Source organism: Occallatibacter gabretensis (assembly GCF_001449115.1).
In the GTDB taxonomy this organism is placed as follows: domain Bacteria; phylum Acidobacteriota; class Terriglobia; order Terriglobales; family Acidobacteriaceae; genus Telmatobacter; species Telmatobacter gabretensis.
This window is the reverse complement of record NZ_LAIJ01000009.1, coordinates 239,615-254,927: the sequence shown is the minus strand read 5'-3', so window position 1 is coordinate 254,927 and position 15,313 is coordinate 239,615. Positions and strand designations below refer to the sequence as shown.

The window sequence follows — 15,313 nt, the reverse complement described above, 5'->3', positions numbered from 1 at the left end:
TGGAATATGGCGGACAACCCGGGGAAAAGCCTGCTCGCACGAATCGTCTCTCGATTTCGCCGGCCGTATCGGCGCGTGAAGACGCCGACAGTGATCCAGATGGAAGCGGTGGAATGCGGAGCGGCGGCCCTCAAGATCATTCTTGGGTACCACGGACGGATTGTTCCACTCGAGGAACTTCGCGAAGCCTGCGGAGTTTCGCGCGATGGTTCAAAAGCAAGCAACATGTTGAAGGCGGCCCGGCAATACGGCCTGGTGGCGAAGGGCCTGAAAGCCGAGCTGGAAAAACTGAACGAACTTGCGCTGCCTTTTATCGTCTTCTGGAACTTCAACCATTTCCTGGTGGTCGAGGGCGTTACACCAGGCCGCTATTTTCTAAGCGATCCTGCGACTGGCCCGCGCTCGGTAACGGCAGAGGAATTCGATCAGTCGTTCACGGGCATTGTGCTGACATTTGAAAAAGGTCCGGAATTCAAACGCGGCGGTAACAATCCGTCCTTGCTTCGCGCATTGGCGAGCCGGCTGGCAGGCAGCAAGCTGGAGTTTGGCTACGTGTTTTTGGCGAGCCTGGCGCTTGTGATTCCGGGGCTGGTGATTCCGACCTTTACCAAGGTCTTCGTAGATAACTACCTGATCAAAGGAATGGAGAACTGGCTCAAGCCGCTGTTGCTGCTGATGTTTCTTACCGCCATCGTGCAGGCTGTGCTGACACAGTTCCAGCTATCGTCGCTGCTGCGCATGGAGATCAAGCTCGCCGTGAGTACGACGGCAAAGTTCTTCTGGCACATTTTGCGTCTACCGATGCAGTTTTTCGCCCAGCGTCAGCCAGGAGAGATTGTCGCCCGCATTGAGATCAATGACCGCGTGGCTACGCTGCTCTCGGGCGACCTCGCAACCAACGCAGTAAACATGATCGTGATCGTCTTCTATGCGTTGTTGATGGTGCATTACGACGTGCCCTTGACGATTGTCGGTGTCGTAGCCGCGTTGCTTAACCTGGCTGCGCTGCAGTATGTCTCCCGTAAACGGCTCGACCACAATCGCCGCCTTCTGCAGGATCAGGGCAGGCTGTGGGGCGTAACGATGGGCGGCCTGCTCATGATCGAGACGTTAAAGTCTACGGGGGCGGAAACCGATTTCTTCGCTCGCTGGTCCGGCGGACATGCCAAGGTCGTGAACGCGCAACAGCGCCTCGGCGTGTCGTCGCAAATCCTGTCCACAGTTCCACCGCTCCTGTCCGGGATTACCGGCGCACTGGTGCTGGCGATCGGCGGCTATCGCATCATGGATGGCCTGTTGACGATCGGTATGCTCGTGGCATTTCAAACTCTGATGCGGAGCTTTACCGACCCGGTGAAAAAGCTTACCGAACTCGGCGGAAAGCTGCAGACCACGGAAGGCGAAATGTATAGGCTGGACGACGTGCTTCGCTATCCTACGGAGCCACAACTGGCCAGCATCAATGCGCCGGCCGCTGACGAGGATGCAGGTGAACGGCTGAGGGGCTCCATAGAACTGCGCAAAATCTCGTTTGGATACAGCCGTCTCGAGCCAGCCCTCATCCAGGACTTCGATCTCACGTTGAAGCCGGGCAGCCGCGTCGCCATTGTGGGCGCGAGCGGCAGCGGCAAATCTACCATAGCGAAGCTGATCACGGGTCTCTATCAGCCCTGGACCGGTGAGATTCTCTTTGATGGCATGCTGAAGCGCGACATCCCGCGCCCGGTCTTGTTGAACTCACTGTCGGTCGTAGACCAGGACATTCTGCTTTTCGAAGGCACCATCCGCGACAACCTGACCATGTGGGACAGCAGCGTGAGCGAGCCAGTCCTGATGCAGGCGGCCAGAGATGCACAGATTCACGATGACGTGGTGCGGCGCAGCGGAGGCTACGACTCAGTACTCGAGGAGGCAGGCAGAAATTTCAGCGGTGGCCAACGCCAGCGGATGGAAATCGCCCGCGCCCTCGCCAACAATCCACGCATCCTCGTGCTGGATGAAGCGACCGCAGCACTCGACGTGAAGACCGAACAACTGATTGACGATTCACTGCGGAGGCGCGGATGCACAGCAGTCATCATCGCGCACCGGCTGAGCACCATCCGCGATTGCGACGAAATTGTTGTCCTCGAACGAGGCAAAGTCGTGCAGCGGGGTACGCACGAAGAAATGATGAACACGGCGGGTCCGTATGCCCGGCTGATCCACGCAGGTTGAGAGCCGAGAGTCCACTATGTCAAATGAAAACGGGTTCACATCCGGCAATGGTGCAACTTCGAGAATTGAAATGCCTGCGCACAGGCCCATTCTTCTGGATGATCGGGACTCTGCGTGGTTGATTGAAGCCGGGACAGTCGATGTATTTCTCGTGCAGGACCACAACGAAGGTGACGCCGGGCCCAGGCGTCACGTACTGCGCGCCACCAGCGGCGATGCAATTTTCGGATTCGGAGCCGGCGGCGATCACCCACATTCAAAGATGCTGGCCGTAGGATCGGCGAACGCCGCATTGGTGAAGGTGAACGTAACGGACGTCTTTACTGCGGACCCGAATGGTGAACCGGCCGCATCAGCAACGGCATTGTTGAATCGCTGGGTTACGTCGCTGTCGGGTTCTGTCGCTCCGGAAAAAATGCCCAGGACATTGAGCCTCGCGGAGCCGGGCAAGCCGTTCAAGACAGTCTCAGACGGGGACCAGGTGAGCGCACGCGGCGTTGTATGGGTGAGGCAGCAAACCGGCTCCTCGCGACTTCTTAGTGATTCGTCGCTGGCGATTCCACAGGATATTTTTTTTCCGTTGACGCCCGAGACATGGATCGACGCTCCGAAGGGCTCTACATTCGAATGCGTCGACACTCGCGAGCTGCAAGCACTGGGCCATCAGCTTCAGGCTCTGGACTTCCTTAATACCCTCATGCTCTCGGCGCTGGCCGTGCACTTCGCGGAGTCCGATCGGCTCGAACAAAAGCGGCTGAGCGGTAAGTACCGCTCTGACCGCAGCCAGATTCGCGCGGCACTTTCGCGTCTGGCCGCTCCGCTGATGGGAAAACAGAAAGACGATTTTGCCGGAGAAGGGCGCGAGCTGGATTTGCTGGTTATCGCCTGCCAGATGGCGGCCGCTCCGTTCGGGATTGCGATACGCGGTCCGGCGCCATCCTCAAAAGGAACAGTCGGAGAAGATCCGCTGCGCGAGATTGCACGAGCCTCCAACGTTCGCATGCGCCGCGTTCTGCTGCGCGGGCCGTGGTGGAACGATGATCACGGCCCATTGCTGGGCTACACACTGGACAAGCAACCCGTCGCTCTGGTGCTCGTTAAACGCCACTACGAGCTGCATGATCCAAGGGACAACTCGCGCAAGGCGGTCGACGCAGAGTTGTCGTTGACACTGGAGCCGTTAGCCTTCACCTTCTATCGGCCGTTCCCTGTCAAAGAACTCGACGCGCGTGATCTCTTCGACTTTGCCCGCAAGCATTGCACTGGCGAAATCGTTACCGTGCTGCTGACTGGCACCGCAGGCGGTCTGCTTGGCCTGCTGACGCCGATCTTCACAGGGATGATTTTCGACACGATCATTCCCGCAGCGCAGCGCAGAACTCTGCTTGAACTATCCGGTCTGCTGCTGGTGGGCGCGATCGGCACCGTAATGTTCGACATCACACGCAGCCTCGCTCTGCTTCGCGTGGAAGGCAAGATGGGCGCATCGTTGCAGGCAGCCGTGTGGGACAGGCTCCTGAGCCTGCCGGTTTCATTCTTCCGCAACTACTCGGCCGGCGATCTTTCAGACCGGGCAAATGGCATTGACGGCATACGCAAGGCGCTGACCGGCACGCTCGCCAACTCGATTGTCTCCGGCATCTTCTCGCTCTTCAATCTCGCGTTGATGTTCTATTACAGTTGGAAGCTCGCCCTCGTAGCCCTGGGGTTGGTGTTGATCGCGGTGATCGCGACCCTCGCGCTCGGCAAGCGGCAACTACGCGTCATGCGTGAATTGACAAAGGTCCTGGGTAAGCTTTCCGGCAGCGTGTTCCAACTGATGAGCGGCGTTGCCAAGCTGCGTGTCTCGGGCGCGGAAAGCAGAGCGTTCGGAGAATGGGCTAAAGGGTACTCGAAGCAGCGAATGTTTGCCCGGCGCAGCCGCGAACTCACAAACCGGTTTGCGATCTTTAACACCACCTACATGGTTCTGGGCCCGATGGCAATTTTCTATGCCGTCAAGGAATGGGCCGCTCCGCTCAGCGCGGGTGAGTTTCTGGCTTTCAACTCTGCATTCGGCCAGATGTTTTTGGCAAGCATGACGCTGGCGAGCGCGGTGCCGCAGGTGATGGGCCTGGTGCCGTATTTTGAGCGCGCAAAACCGATACTCGAAACGATGCCGGAGGTTGACAACGCCAAGGCAGCACCGGGAGAGCTAAGCGGGCAGATCGAGGTGAGCCACGCTGCGTTTCGCTACCAGGCCGACAAGCCGCCGGTCTTGCAGGATGTTGGCTTTCGCGTAGAGGCAGGCGAATTTATCGCCGTGGTGGGGCCTTCAGGCTGCGGCAAGTCGACAATCTTCCGGCTCCTTCTTGGATTTGAAAGCCCGGAGACAGGCGTGGTGTCATATGACGGAAAAGATCTGCGCGGCCTCGATGTGCAATCGGTGCGCCGCCAGATGGGGGTAGTGCTGCAGAACAGCTTTCCTTTTCGCGGAGACATCTTCGCCAACATCATCGGTTCGAAGCCGCTGACGCTCGACGACGCGTGGGAGGCGGCGCGGCTGGCTGGGCTCGATGAGGACATCCGGCAAATGCCCATGGGCATGCACACCGTAATCAGCGAAACAGGCGGCCTTTCTGGCGGCCAGCGCCAACGCCTCATGATTGCGCGCGCCATCGTGAGCAAACCCAGGATCCTGCTATTCGACGAAGCCACAAGCGCGCTCGACAACCAGACGCAGGCGATTGTGAGTCGCAGTCTCGAAGGTCTGCGCGCGACTCGCATCGTAATTGCTCATCGCTTGAGCACCGTAGTGAACGCCAGCAGGATTCTCGTCATCGATCAGGGCCGAGTAGTGCAGAGCGGAACATATGGAGAACTGTTGGAACAGGATGGCCTCTTCGCTTCACTGGCAAGGAGGCAACTGGTCTAGTTCGAACGACGATGGCATGACGGTTGGAGACGGCGATATTCAGGTAGCAAGAGAGGTTTAAATCAAGTGCGGTTGAAATCACGGAGGCGAAGTTGAGAAATTTTGCAATTCTAGGCGCGAAGACGAAGATGATGCTCCCCCAGGACGCGATGATCGACACGATTGTGATGAACGATGTTCCGGTCACCTGCGGGATTGTCGAAACTCCCGAGCCCGCGTTTAGCCAAGAGAAACCCGGCAGCGAACACGATGTGCTCATCCGGGTGAAGGCTTTTTCGCTCAACTACCGAGACAAGAACCGCATCTTCTCCATGACTATCAAGGGCGTTGATACTGGCTTCTACGTCGTTGGTTCGGAGTTCGTGGCAGAGGTGCTTGCCATCGGGCCGGCGGTTTCAAGCCTTGCCGTGGGCGATAGGGTTATTGGCAATAACAACTATCCGAAAGCCGATTTCGAGGGAGTCAGTCCGGGTGTGCCAACCAATCATGCTTCGAAGGAAATCCAGATTCTGCACGAGTCAAAACTTATCAAGATTCCTCCTTCGATACCGGACGCGACGGCCGCCGCATTCAGCATCGGAGCGCAGACGACCTACAGCATGGTCAGACGGCTGGAGATTTTCGATGGAGCGAATGTACTGGTGACGGCTGCCAAATCGAACACGTCTCTCTTCGCGATCCAGGCCTTGCGTCAGCGCAACGTGAATGTTTTTGCCATCAGCACCTCGAACAGTTTTTCGGCCGAGTTGGAGCGCATGGGGGTCAAGGAGTTGATCGTGGTTGATCCGGAGTGCGAAACCTTTGCAGCTCATCCGGTCATCGGTCCGCTGGTCACGCGCATCGGTGGATTCGACTTTGTGATCGACCCCTACTTCGATCTCCATCTGTCGCGGTCGATCGATGTGATGGCCGTGGGCGCCAAATACATCACCTGCGGTCTCTACGATCAGTATCTTGAGATGATTCACCAGCAACGGCCTCGTTCTTACCGCACCAATCGTGAGCTGATCAGCGTAATGCTCAAGAACCTCCACATCATCGGCAACTGCATCGGCTTGACCAGCGATCTGCGGGCGGCGCTGGATGACTATGACAGAGGAACGCTGAAAGTGGCCGTCGATTCCGTTTACTCAGGACGCGATGTGGGCGCCTTTCTCGACCGGACCTACAACGCCCGTGATCGGTTCGGAAAAGTAATCTATCAGTACGACTGATTCGCAATTAGAATTGCCAAACAGCGTGGGGCTGCTCATGCCCGATTCGTGCTCAAACCGATGCAGATTTACAATTCCCGATGGGCCGCCCGTCTCCGCTGCCGCAAAGCACGTTTCCTGTGGTGGCTGGCGGCACTTTTCGCCTTAGCCCCCGCGGCCTTCGCGCAATACCAGGTTGATAACTGGACGCTGGAAAACGGCCTGCCGCAGCAAGTCGTCCGTGATGTGTGCCAGATGCCGGATGGCTACCTGTGGCTGGCGACCATGGGTGGTCTGGTTCGCTTCGACGGCGTGCATTTCACTGTCTTCGACCGGAGTAATACGCCGGGAATCCTCGGGAACCGTTTCAATTCACTCTACTGTTCGGATACGGGCGAATTCTGGGCGGGAACCGAAACCAACGGAGTCACGCGTTACCGCCAGGGCCGCTTCGTCACCTATACCCGTCAACAGGGCCTGCCCTCGAACGTAGTCCAGCAAGTGACCGGCGACAAGCACGGCGGAATCTGGGCATTGTCGAATGGCGCAATTCTGCAATGGAACGAAGGTCAGTCGAAGTTCGTCCCGGTGCCTCCTCACAGCGAGACCCCGTTTTTGCCCGATGGCTCGTTCGGTTTTGTCTCCGTCGATCAGGAGGGTGTGCATCTCTTCTCTCGTGGGAAGGAGACTGACTATCCGCTTCCGCATGGATGGCCGTTGAATGGCGTAGTGCGTGTGGGACAGGACCTCAACGGCATCGTGTGGCTGGCGTCCGCAGATGGCCGATTTGCGAAACTGCGCAATGGGCACTGGACTCCAATTTTTCGCCCGGATGCGAAGCAAACGGGGACAAACGCCCTGACGTCGTCTTATCGGGATTCACGCGGAGACGTTTTTCAGATTGGAATCCATGCCGGAGCCGGAGCCAGCTTCATCTCGTACCTGAGCCTCCCGTCGCACGGACAAACACAACGCATCGTTTTCAACTCATTCTTTGAAGATCGGGAAGGCAATGTCTGGTTGCCCACCGATGGCCAGGGACTGTTCCGCATCCGGCACGCCCTCATCACCTCCTTCTCAAAAGAAGAGGGGTTGCCGGACAGGAACATCTATCCCATATTTCAGGATCACGCCGGGGCCATCTGGATCGGGACCTGGAACGGCGGCCTGGTGCGCTTCAGTGACGGAACACTCAAGGTCTTTACGACTGCAGATGGCCTTAGCTCCAATCGGGTAAATTCGATCGGCGAAGATCGCGATGGAGCCCTGTGGGTTTCGACCAGCCCCGGTATGCAGACGATCCGCGATGGCAAAGTCGAGCGCGTCAAGACCGGGAATCTTCAACTTCCCGACGATGTGCGCGCGATCCACCAGGACGAAAATGGCGCCATGTTTCTCGGGACGAGCCGGGGACTGTTTCGCTACAAGGACGAGAAATGGAGCGTGCTCACCACCAAAGACGGACTCGCAAGCGATGATGTGCGAGTGATGATCGACGGGCGTGCGGGGAATCTCTGGATGGCCGGCTACGGTGGACTTACCAGCCTGTCTCACGGAAAATTCAAGCGATGGACTGAGGATGACGGTCTGCCGAGCAATAGCATCCGCTCCTTGTACGAGGATCGCGATAGCACGTTGTGGATTGGCACGTACGACGGCGGACTGGCCCGCCTCGCAGAGGGCCACCTTACGCGATTTACAACATCAGACGGCCTCTTCGACAGCGGTGTCTTTCAGATATTGGAAGATTCCCGCGGGTATCTGTGGATGTCCTGCAATCGCGGCATCTACCGGGTCGCTAAGGCCGATCTTGACGCGTTCGCGCGAGGTGCGGCGCGCACAATTTCCTCTGTCGCCTACGGAAAGAGCGATGGCATGCGTAATCCTGAATGCAATGGAGGGGAGTCGCCGGCCGGAATCAAAACCCGGCGGGGTGAGCTCTGGTTTCCGACTCTGGATGGAGTGGCCATCATCAATCCTGATCACGTTGCCGTGAACACAACGCCACCCACAGTGGTGATTGAGTCCGCTGCAGTCAACCGCGAGCCGGTCAACCTCAATGACGCAGTCCGAATTCAGCCGGGCCGCGAGAACCTCGAAATATCCTATACCGCTCCCAGCCTGACGAACTCAAGCCAGATCAAGTTCAAGTACAAGCTCGAGAACCTGGACCACGACTGGGTCGAAGCAGGCGGGCGTCGAACTGCCTATTATTCGCATTTGCCGCCTGGTAACTACACGTTCCGGGTGATTGCAGCCAACAGCGATGGCGTGTGGAACACGAACGGGAGAAGCCTGGCCGTCACCGTTCTTCCTCGCATCGATCAGACATGGTGGTTCAGGACGGCGGTTATCGCGCTGGTGCTCGGAGCAATCTGCTTTGGCTGGTTTCAGCACATCTCTACTTTGAAGCAGCAGCAGGCGACGCAACGCGCATTTTCGCGTCAGTTGATCGCCTCTCAGGAGGCGGAGCGCAAGCGCATTGCCGCCGAGCTGCATGACAGCCTGGGACAGGGTCTGGCGATTATCAGGAATCGAGCGATGATCAGCCTTAGCACCCCGAGCGATCACAAGCGAGCCTTCGCCCAGCTGCACGAAATCTCGAATGCTTCCGCCGAAATCATTGAAGAGATGAAGGAGATCGCACACAACCTTCGCCCCTACCAGCTTGATCGGCTGGGGTTGACACGCGCGATCGAATCGATGATCCGGAATACCAAGGATAGTCACGATCTGACATTCAAAGTCGATATCGATTCAATCGACTCCATTTTTTCTTCGGACGTCGAGATCAATATATTTCGAATCATCCAGGAAGGCATGAACAATATCGTCAAGCACTCGCACGCGACGGAAGCGATGATCACCATCAAAAGAACGCCTCAGCAGGTACGCATCACGATTGGCGATAACGGAGTGGGTTTCGTCCCCAGGGAAGGTGATGGGGTAGGCCGGCATGGATTTGGCCAGATCGGGATGGAAGAGAGGGCCAGCCTCATCGGCGGCAAGTACACACTGCATTCGGCTTCTGGCTTAGGAACCGTCGTGACCTTAGTGATTGCGCTGAAGGATGATAGCCATGCCGGCACAGCGTAGGCCTTTCCCTCGCGATCCCCGGCTTCGACGGAAAACGCCGCCGTGTATGCTGCTTAGTAGCCGCTCCCCGACGCCAACAGCCGGGATACCGATTACCGCCGAGATTTTTTCATGATGGAACCGGACCGCGAAATTCGCATCGTTCTCGCCGACGATCATCCGATCGTCCGGCAAGGACTTCGTCAGGTGATTGAAGCTCATCCGCGTTTGCGGGTGGTTGGCGAAGCAGACAATGGCGAGGCGGCTCTGGCGCACATAAGGACTTACAAGCCCGACGTCGTGGTGCTCGACATCGATATGCCCGGCACCGACGGGCTCGCAGTGGCTCGCCTGATGCATGCGCAGGGACTGACGGCTCCCAGCATCATCTTCCTGACGATTCACCGGGAAGAGGATTTCTTGAACGAGGCTCTGAAACTCCATGCGCAGGGCTATGTATTGAAAGACAGCGCCACCGCGGATATTGTCGCGAGCATCTGTGCCGTGGCTGCCGGACAAAGCTATACGAGCCCGGCGATGACCAGCGCTCTGATTAATAGCCACCGTCGCACCGTGGCATTGAGAGAGCAAACTCCCAGCATCGGCGATCTCACCCGGACGGAGCGGCAGATTCTGAAACTGATCGCGGAGTACAAGACCAGCAAAGAGATCGCCGATGAGCTGTGCATCAGCTACCGCACCGTGGAAACGCATCGCTCCAACATCAACACCAAGCTGGATATTCACGGCAGCCACGCCCTGATGAAGTTTTCTCTCGCTCACAAGTCCGACCTGTAATCATCCTTCGGCATATACGCAGAACCACGTACAAAATTACGTGGTTCCTCCAGCAAGATTGCGTATTTGTGGCGATGTTCATGATTCGATGCCCGCTCTACGATTTGTTCTGTCAGATCGGTAGCACTTCTGGGAGAAATGAGCGCCCCGAGTGTGATCGTCTAGTGCTGTTTCTGATCTGAGAGCAGTGGTATCCGGGTATCAGTCCCGCTTCCCGGTATTTGTCCAAAATTTGTGTAGCAGCACTTCGGAAAGCGCGCCTATGATGCGGCGATCTTTCTCGATTCGATGGTTCGCTCGGTGCCGCGCGTTGATGAATCGGCGGCTGGTGAAGCGAATCGAATTCTAGAACTCAGCAGAGAGGGTCAAAAGCACATGAATATTGCAGCGCAAGTGGATCGAGAGAGAAAGTCAACAACTTCGGCCGTGATGCACGGAGACACCGCTTCGTCCGCGAGCATCCAACTGCTGTCATATCCAGACGTCCAGCAGGCTGACCGGTCTCAGGATCAACTTCTCGAGGCGTGGAAAGATATCGCGGCGTACATGCGTCGTGATATTCGAACCGTGCAGCGCTGGGAAAAATTACACGAGCTCCCCATCTATCGCCTTCAGGATTCCCGCTCGGGTTCGGTCTTCGCATACAAGAGAGAACTGGACGCATGGCGGCAAAGGCGCGCGGTGCAGGTTATACCCGATCACAACCAGGAACTCACACCGCCAAAACCTGGCGAAACGGTGAGTTTGGCGGCGGCAGGCGCCGACGAGGTTCGCATTCAGAATTCTTTCCCCTGGCCAGTTGCGCTGATCTCGGCCCTGACTGGTGCGATCACGAGCGCGGCAGCGCTCGAGCTGATGAGAGTCATTCACTAGAAATTGATAGCAATGGCGAATATGCAGCGCCGCGCGGTCCGAAATATCACGACAAATCACGATGTCGTACGTCGCTCGAGCAAATGCCGCAACGTGCCGTTTGCCTGGTACGCGCAGCACACGCATGATACGGGTCAAGGCGGAAGGAACAGACTATGACGGCAACAGGATCGGCATCCTTTACACGGCTCGATTTAGAAACACACCTCATTGAAAAGGCCTGGAAGGATCCGGACTTCAGAAAACAGGTTGTGAGCGATCCCAAGGGAATGTTCGAGAAACATTTCGGCCAAAAGCTGCCTGACGGCCTGAAGATCATCATTCACGAAGAAGACGCCAATACGGTGCACTTCACCCTTCCGCCAGCTCCATCGAATATCGCCGAGCTCTCCGATGAAGACCTCGAGAAAGTGGCCGGTGGCACCGATATCGCCATGACGCTCTTGTTTGCCGCAACCGTGGCCGGCGTAAGCGCGGCAACCGCGATTGGCACTGCCGGTGCGGTAACGGCACCTGTGCAGGGCTGGTAGGCTCCGCACCTACATAACAACCGCTAGCTAACCGGATAAGGAGACCCACATGTCAGCAGCAACTCAGATCACGCGGCGCGATCTCGAAGCTCACCTCATTGAAAAGTCCTGGAAAGACCCGGAGTTCAAACGACAGGTAGTAAGCGACCCCAAAGGCATGTTCGAGAAACACCTCGGACAGAAGCTACCTGAAAAGCTGAAAATCTTCATTCACGAGGAAGATGCGAACACACTGTACTTTTCCATTCCGCCAGCGCCTTCGAACCTGAACGAACTGTCGGACGAAGACCTCGAAAAAGTTGCAGGTGGAACAGACATCTTCGCAACGCTGATCGTCGCGGCACAGATCGGGATCACTCTGGCGATGGGCGCGACCGTGGGCGCGACCGTGGGCGCGGCGGCAGGGTCGCTGATTGGCACAGCGGTAGGAAACGACAGCATCTGGTAAACGCTGATTAACGCGAAACAGGGAGGGAAGAGCACATGGCAGAGACGCAGACCAATTCGAGACGAGACATCGAGACGCAGCTGATCGAGAAATGCTGGAAAGACCCCGAATTCAAAAAACAAGTAGTGGCCAATCCCAAGGCAATGCTCGAGCAGCATCTCGGACAGAAGCTGCCGGAGCAAGTGAAGATTTTCATTCACGAAGAGGATGCGAGCCATATTCATTTCTCAATTCCACACGCGCCTGTGAATGTCACCCAGCTCTCAGACGCCGACCTGGAAAAGGTGGCCGGCGGCACTGATATTGGATTCATGATTTCTATCACTGTCAGCATCGTTGCCTCAGCGGCAGGGACAATCGGTGGCGTTACAAAAGGCGCCGACATCTGGTGAACGGACGGCAGGAGGTCACTTTGGAGAATGAACAGGGAACACGGCGACAGGTTGAAGCCGCGCTGATCACAAAGTGTTGGAGAGATGCCGATTTCCGGCAGAAAGTCGTGAGCGACCCCAAGGGAATGCTTGAGCAACACATCGGGCAGAAGCTGCCGCCTCAGGTGAAGATTTTCATTCATCAGGAAGACACCAACACCGTCCACTTCTCGATTCCTCCCGCGCCCGCGGATTTAACCGAACTTTCCGACGCGGAACTGGAATCTGTGGCCGGGGGAACCGACGTATTTACCACGCTCGCTATTTGCCTTACGGCCGCATGGACAGTCGCTGGAACCATCGCCAGCGGCGTGGTCACAGCGAAGCAAGGCTGGTAGCGCGCAGAGCCGGTAAGGGGCCGGTAAAACTGCCGGGTGTACCGGCAACGAAACCGCAAGGAGAGCCAACATGGAGAAGCAATTCGCAAATCGCCGCGAACTGGAAACGGCGCTAATTGAAAAGTGCTGGAAGGATCCGCAATTCCGAGATCAGGTCGTGAGCGACCCTAAAGGCACGCTCGAACAGCACCTGGGAAAGAAGCTGCCGCCGGAGGTGAATATCTTCATCTACCAGGAGGACGCGAATACAGTCCACTTCTCCATCCCGCCCGCACCGGCCGACCTCGCGGAACTCTCGGATGCCGATCTGGAGAGAGTCGCAGGCGGTACTGACATTACAGTCGCGATCGTCGCAACCGCCATCGGCCTGGCCTACACTTTTGCCGTCTCAGTGACGGTAAAAGGAAGTGCCCAGTCCTGGTAGAGGCTACGGACGGTTGCGCGAGATGGAGATTCGGACGCTACCCGGCCTGCACATATTTGAAAATGCCGAGCTCTGATGAGCGACGACTAAGGCCTTCCGCCCATAGCTGCTGTATCCGGTCTATGTCGATCGACCGATACTGAAACTCCTTGAGCTTCGAATAGAGCCGCCCAGCTGCATCCATTGTGCCGATTTTAGGCACAATGGATGCAGTCCTTCTGCGACGAATCGCCGTGAGAGAAAATGACGTGCTGCAACTCATCTTCTTCAGGAGCGCGCACATTAGCTCATAATGAGGCCCATTGCCGCTTCTAAGACGGCTAGCTCCGTCGCCATCGACTGGTGGCGGACGACCAAACGATTGAGGCGAGGCCATTACAAGTCGGCGCGGTGCAGTTAGTCGCCCGCTCTCTCTTCACCCATTCGACTGCACTTTGCGTGCGACAAATGGGCATTGCATCCCAGCGACGATGTCCTTCAAATTGAGCGGGCGTCTAGGAGCTCGCGAGGGTAAGCCGCATGTCCAGAAGCTCTCAAAGAGTGGCACGCTTTGGCGTCCGCTATATCTTTTAGAAACAGCCCGGCCCGTTGTATGTAAGCTGTAGCGACTCCAAAGACTTCGTTAACTCATCGCCGTCCGCGGATGGCCTTCTTTACTGCCTTTGCGGCCTTCTTAGCAGCCTTCTTGACCAGAACTTTCTTAACAACCTTCTTTACAGCTTTCTTGACGGATGTCTTCTTGGCTGCTGTCTTCTTTGCTGCCTTCTTGACGGGTGCCTTTTTAACAGCTTTCTTTGCAGGGGTTTTCTTCACGGCTTTCTTAGACGTGGCCTTCTTTGCAGATTTCTTAATCACAATTTTCCTCGTTGTCTTTTTTGTGGCCTTCTTGGCCGGAGCTGTTTTCAGAACCTCTGTCACGGTAGTCGCGGCTGCCACGACTGCAGTTTTGACAGCGTCGGCGACATCTTCTGCCATCGCAAGTCCGAAGCCAACCGCCTCGCCAGCCTTTTCCAACGTCGTTTTCTTAGCCATGCTTAAGCCCTCCAATCCTTATGGTTATACTTTGTTCCGAACTGCAAAGGTATATCTAGGTAGGCACATAGCTGTTTTGCATCTCCTTCATCTTGTGGGCTTGCTAGCACCTGGCAGGGATACTGCTCCCCTCCCGCAAATTCAGTCCGCCCAAGGATGCGAAATCACTCAATGAAAATCATGCGACTGCACCTCGAGAGCGCGATCAGATAAGGCGGTCAGACGGATCGCCTTGACGTGGATGACATTGTCCTGGTTCTGGAGCGGCCCTTCGACCAACAGAAACTTGCTGCGCGTGAGTACGACGGCACTGAAGCCTCCCGCCTGCAGAAGCAGATCTGTCACGCGCAGAGCCTGCTCGATACGCGACCACGGTTTGCTGAGATTGATGCGCGAGCCTGTGCGTGGTGGGTTGGGCTGAGATGGCGCGACGAAAGTTTCTCGCGGTGCTTGCACTTTGCGCAGCGGTTCCGCGCATCGCGGCGCAATGGCCTCTGTTCGAAGCAGACCACTCATTGCGCTTGGAAGTCCTTTAACCTCGTTGCGCGGATGTGCGCCACAGCCTCCGCCACGTAGTCCATTCTTTGTAGGCGCTGCGATGAGGTACTTCTCCGATAGCGAGAACTTGTACTCGTCAGAAGGCGTCGTCGTCGCTTTGAGAACGCCACACCGCACCCACAACAAACGCGCGAGATCAATGCCTGCCGCTGCCGCCGATTCAGGAGAAAGCGTGTCCGATACATCGATCCACGCGCAGACTTTCCCTGTATGAGTAAGATGGCGCAGAAAGGAGAGTGCAACCGCTGTTCGGCCGCTCGATTCCGGGCCGATCATCTCGGTGATGGCGCCGACCGGCAGACCACCATCGAGCACCGCATCGATCTCACTCACGCCAGTCGGCGATATCGCACGGATTACGCGCGGGGAAGTTCCAATTTCTTTCTCTCCGCAATAAAGTCTTAAATCTTCCAAAGAGTCTATTTGATTCGAATCTGCGGGCAATCCCCGCCTAATATCAACTACCTCGCTTTCTCGGCGAT

The 15,313-nt window shown here is 56.8% G+C and carries 13 protein-coding genes; 11 read left to right on the top strand and 2 right to left on the bottom strand.

The genetic code is table 11. The features are described 5' to 3' along the window. Nucleotides 1–6: 6 nt before the first annotated feature. The 11 genes from VO84_RS07405 (at nt 7) to VO84_RS07355 (ending at nt 13,241) form a co-directional block, all read left to right on the top strand. Complete coding sequence (locus tag VO84_RS07405; protein ID WP_082662039.1) at nt 7–2,217, top strand: NHLP family bacteriocin export ABC transporter peptidase/permease/ATPase subunit; 2,211 nt, start codon at nt 7–9, stop codon at nt 2,215–2,217. 70 nt (nt 2,218–2,287) lie between these two features. After that, a complete protein-coding gene (locus VO84_RS07400; RefSeq protein ID WP_197413942.1) occupies nt 2,288–5,131 on the top strand; it encodes an NHLP bacteriocin export ABC transporter permease/ATPase subunit in 2,844 nt (947 codons plus the stop codon). A gap of 92 nt (nt 5,132–5,223) precedes the next feature. Continuing rightward, nucleotides 5,224–6,345 (top strand): quinone oxidoreductase family protein, encoded by a 1,122-nt coding sequence (locus tag VO84_RS07395; RefSeq protein WP_197413941.1) that lies wholly within the window; start codon nt 5,224–5,226, stop codon nt 6,343–6,345. A gap of 60 nt (nt 6,346–6,405) precedes the next feature. Continuing rightward, on the top strand, nt 6,406–9,420 hold the full coding sequence (locus VO84_RS07390) for a ligand-binding sensor domain-containing protein (RefSeq protein WP_058186938.1): 3,015 nt from the start codon (nt 6,406–6,408) through the stop codon (nt 9,418–9,420). A 111-nt stretch (nt 9,421–9,531) separates the two neighbouring features. Beyond that, nucleotides 9,532–10,197: a response regulator gene (locus tag VO84_RS07385; RefSeq protein ID WP_058186936.1), complete on the top strand. Its 666-nt coding sequence runs from the start codon at nt 9,532–9,534 to the stop codon at nt 10,195–10,197. Nucleotides 10,198–10,485: 288 nt separating this feature from the next. Then, on the top strand, nt 10,486–11,070 hold the full coding sequence (locus tag VO84_RS07380; protein ID WP_058186934.1) for a hypothetical protein: 585 nt from the start codon (nt 10,486–10,488) through the stop codon (nt 11,068–11,070). A gap of 155 nt (nt 11,071–11,225) precedes the next feature. Beyond that, complete coding sequence (locus VO84_RS07375; RefSeq protein WP_058186932.1) at nt 11,226–11,600, top strand: NHLP leader peptide family RiPP precursor; 375 nt, start codon at nt 11,226–11,228, stop codon at nt 11,598–11,600. A 49-nt stretch (nt 11,601–11,649) separates the two neighbouring features. Beyond that, a complete protein-coding gene (locus VO84_RS07370) occupies nt 11,650–12,048 on the top strand; it encodes a Blp family class II bacteriocin (RefSeq protein ID WP_058186930.1) in 399 nt (132 codons plus the stop codon). Between the two features lie 35 nt (nt 12,049–12,083). Further along, complete coding sequence (locus tag VO84_RS07365; RefSeq protein ID WP_058186928.1) at nt 12,084–12,440, top strand: NHLP leader peptide family RiPP precursor; 357 nt, start codon at nt 12,084–12,086, stop codon at nt 12,438–12,440. A gap of 20 nt (nt 12,441–12,460) precedes the next feature. Next, the gene (locus VO84_RS07360; RefSeq protein WP_058186926.1) at nt 12,461–12,817 is read left to right on the top strand and encodes an NHLP leader peptide family RiPP precursor; all 357 of its coding nucleotides are present in this window, start codon (nt 12,461–12,463) and stop codon (nt 12,815–12,817) included. Nucleotides 12,818–12,887: 70 nt separating this feature from the next. After that, on the top strand, nt 12,888–13,241 hold the full coding sequence (locus VO84_RS07355; protein ID WP_058186924.1) for an NHLP leader peptide family RiPP precursor: 354 nt from the start codon (nt 12,888–12,890) through the stop codon (nt 13,239–13,241). A gap of 627 nt (nt 13,242–13,868) precedes the next feature. Here VO84_RS07355 and VO84_RS07345 read toward each other — a convergent pair. Both VO84_RS07345 and VO84_RS07340 read right to left on the bottom strand, forming a co-directional pair. Next, nucleotides 13,869–14,273, bottom strand: coding sequence for a hypothetical protein (locus VO84_RS07345; RefSeq protein ID WP_058186920.1), 405 nt, complete (start codon nt 14,271–14,273; stop codon nt 13,869–13,871). Nucleotides 14,274–14,441: 168 nt separating this feature from the next. Further along, nucleotides 14,442–15,164: a DNA recombination/repair protein RecA gene (locus tag VO84_RS07340; protein ID WP_231737831.1), complete on the bottom strand. Its 723-nt coding sequence runs from the start codon at nt 15,162–15,164 to the stop codon at nt 14,442–14,444. Nucleotides 15,165–15,313 lie beyond the last annotated feature (149 nt).

What these genes read in the sequence shown, in the direction of transcription:
- VO84_RS07405 (WP_082662039.1), top strand. Translation starts at nt 7, where the DNA reads ATGGCGGACAACCCGGGGAAAAGCCTGCTCGCACGAATCGTCTCTCGA.
- VO84_RS07400 (WP_197413942.1), top strand. Translation starts at nt 2,288, where the DNA reads ATGCCTGCGCACAGGCCCATTCTTCTGGATGATCGGGACTCTGCGTGG.
- VO84_RS07390 (WP_058186938.1), top strand. Translation starts at nt 6,406, where the DNA reads ATGCAGATTTACAATTCCCGATGGGCCGCCCGTCTCCGCTGCCGCAAA.
- VO84_RS07385 (WP_058186936.1), top strand. Translation starts at nt 9,532, where the DNA reads ATGATGGAACCGGACCGCGAAATTCGCATCGTTCTCGCCGACGATCAT.
- VO84_RS07380 (WP_058186934.1), top strand. Translation starts at nt 10,486, where the DNA reads ATGGTTCGCTCGGTGCCGCGCGTTGATGAATCGGCGGCTGGTGAAGCG.
- VO84_RS07375 (WP_058186932.1), top strand. Translation starts at nt 11,226, where the DNA reads ATGACGGCAACAGGATCGGCATCCTTTACACGGCTCGATTTAGAAACA.
- VO84_RS07370 (WP_058186930.1), top strand. Translation starts at nt 11,650, where the DNA reads ATGTCAGCAGCAACTCAGATCACGCGGCGCGATCTCGAAGCTCACCTC.
- VO84_RS07365 (WP_058186928.1), top strand. Translation starts at nt 12,084, where the DNA reads ATGGCAGAGACGCAGACCAATTCGAGACGAGACATCGAGACGCAGCTG.
- VO84_RS07355 (WP_058186924.1), top strand. Translation starts at nt 12,888, where the DNA reads ATGGAGAAGCAATTCGCAAATCGCCGCGAACTGGAAACGGCGCTAATT.
- VO84_RS07345 (WP_058186920.1), bottom strand. Translation starts at nt 14,273, where the DNA reads ATGGCTAAGAAAACGACGTTGGAAAAGGCTGGCGAGGCGGTTGGCTTC.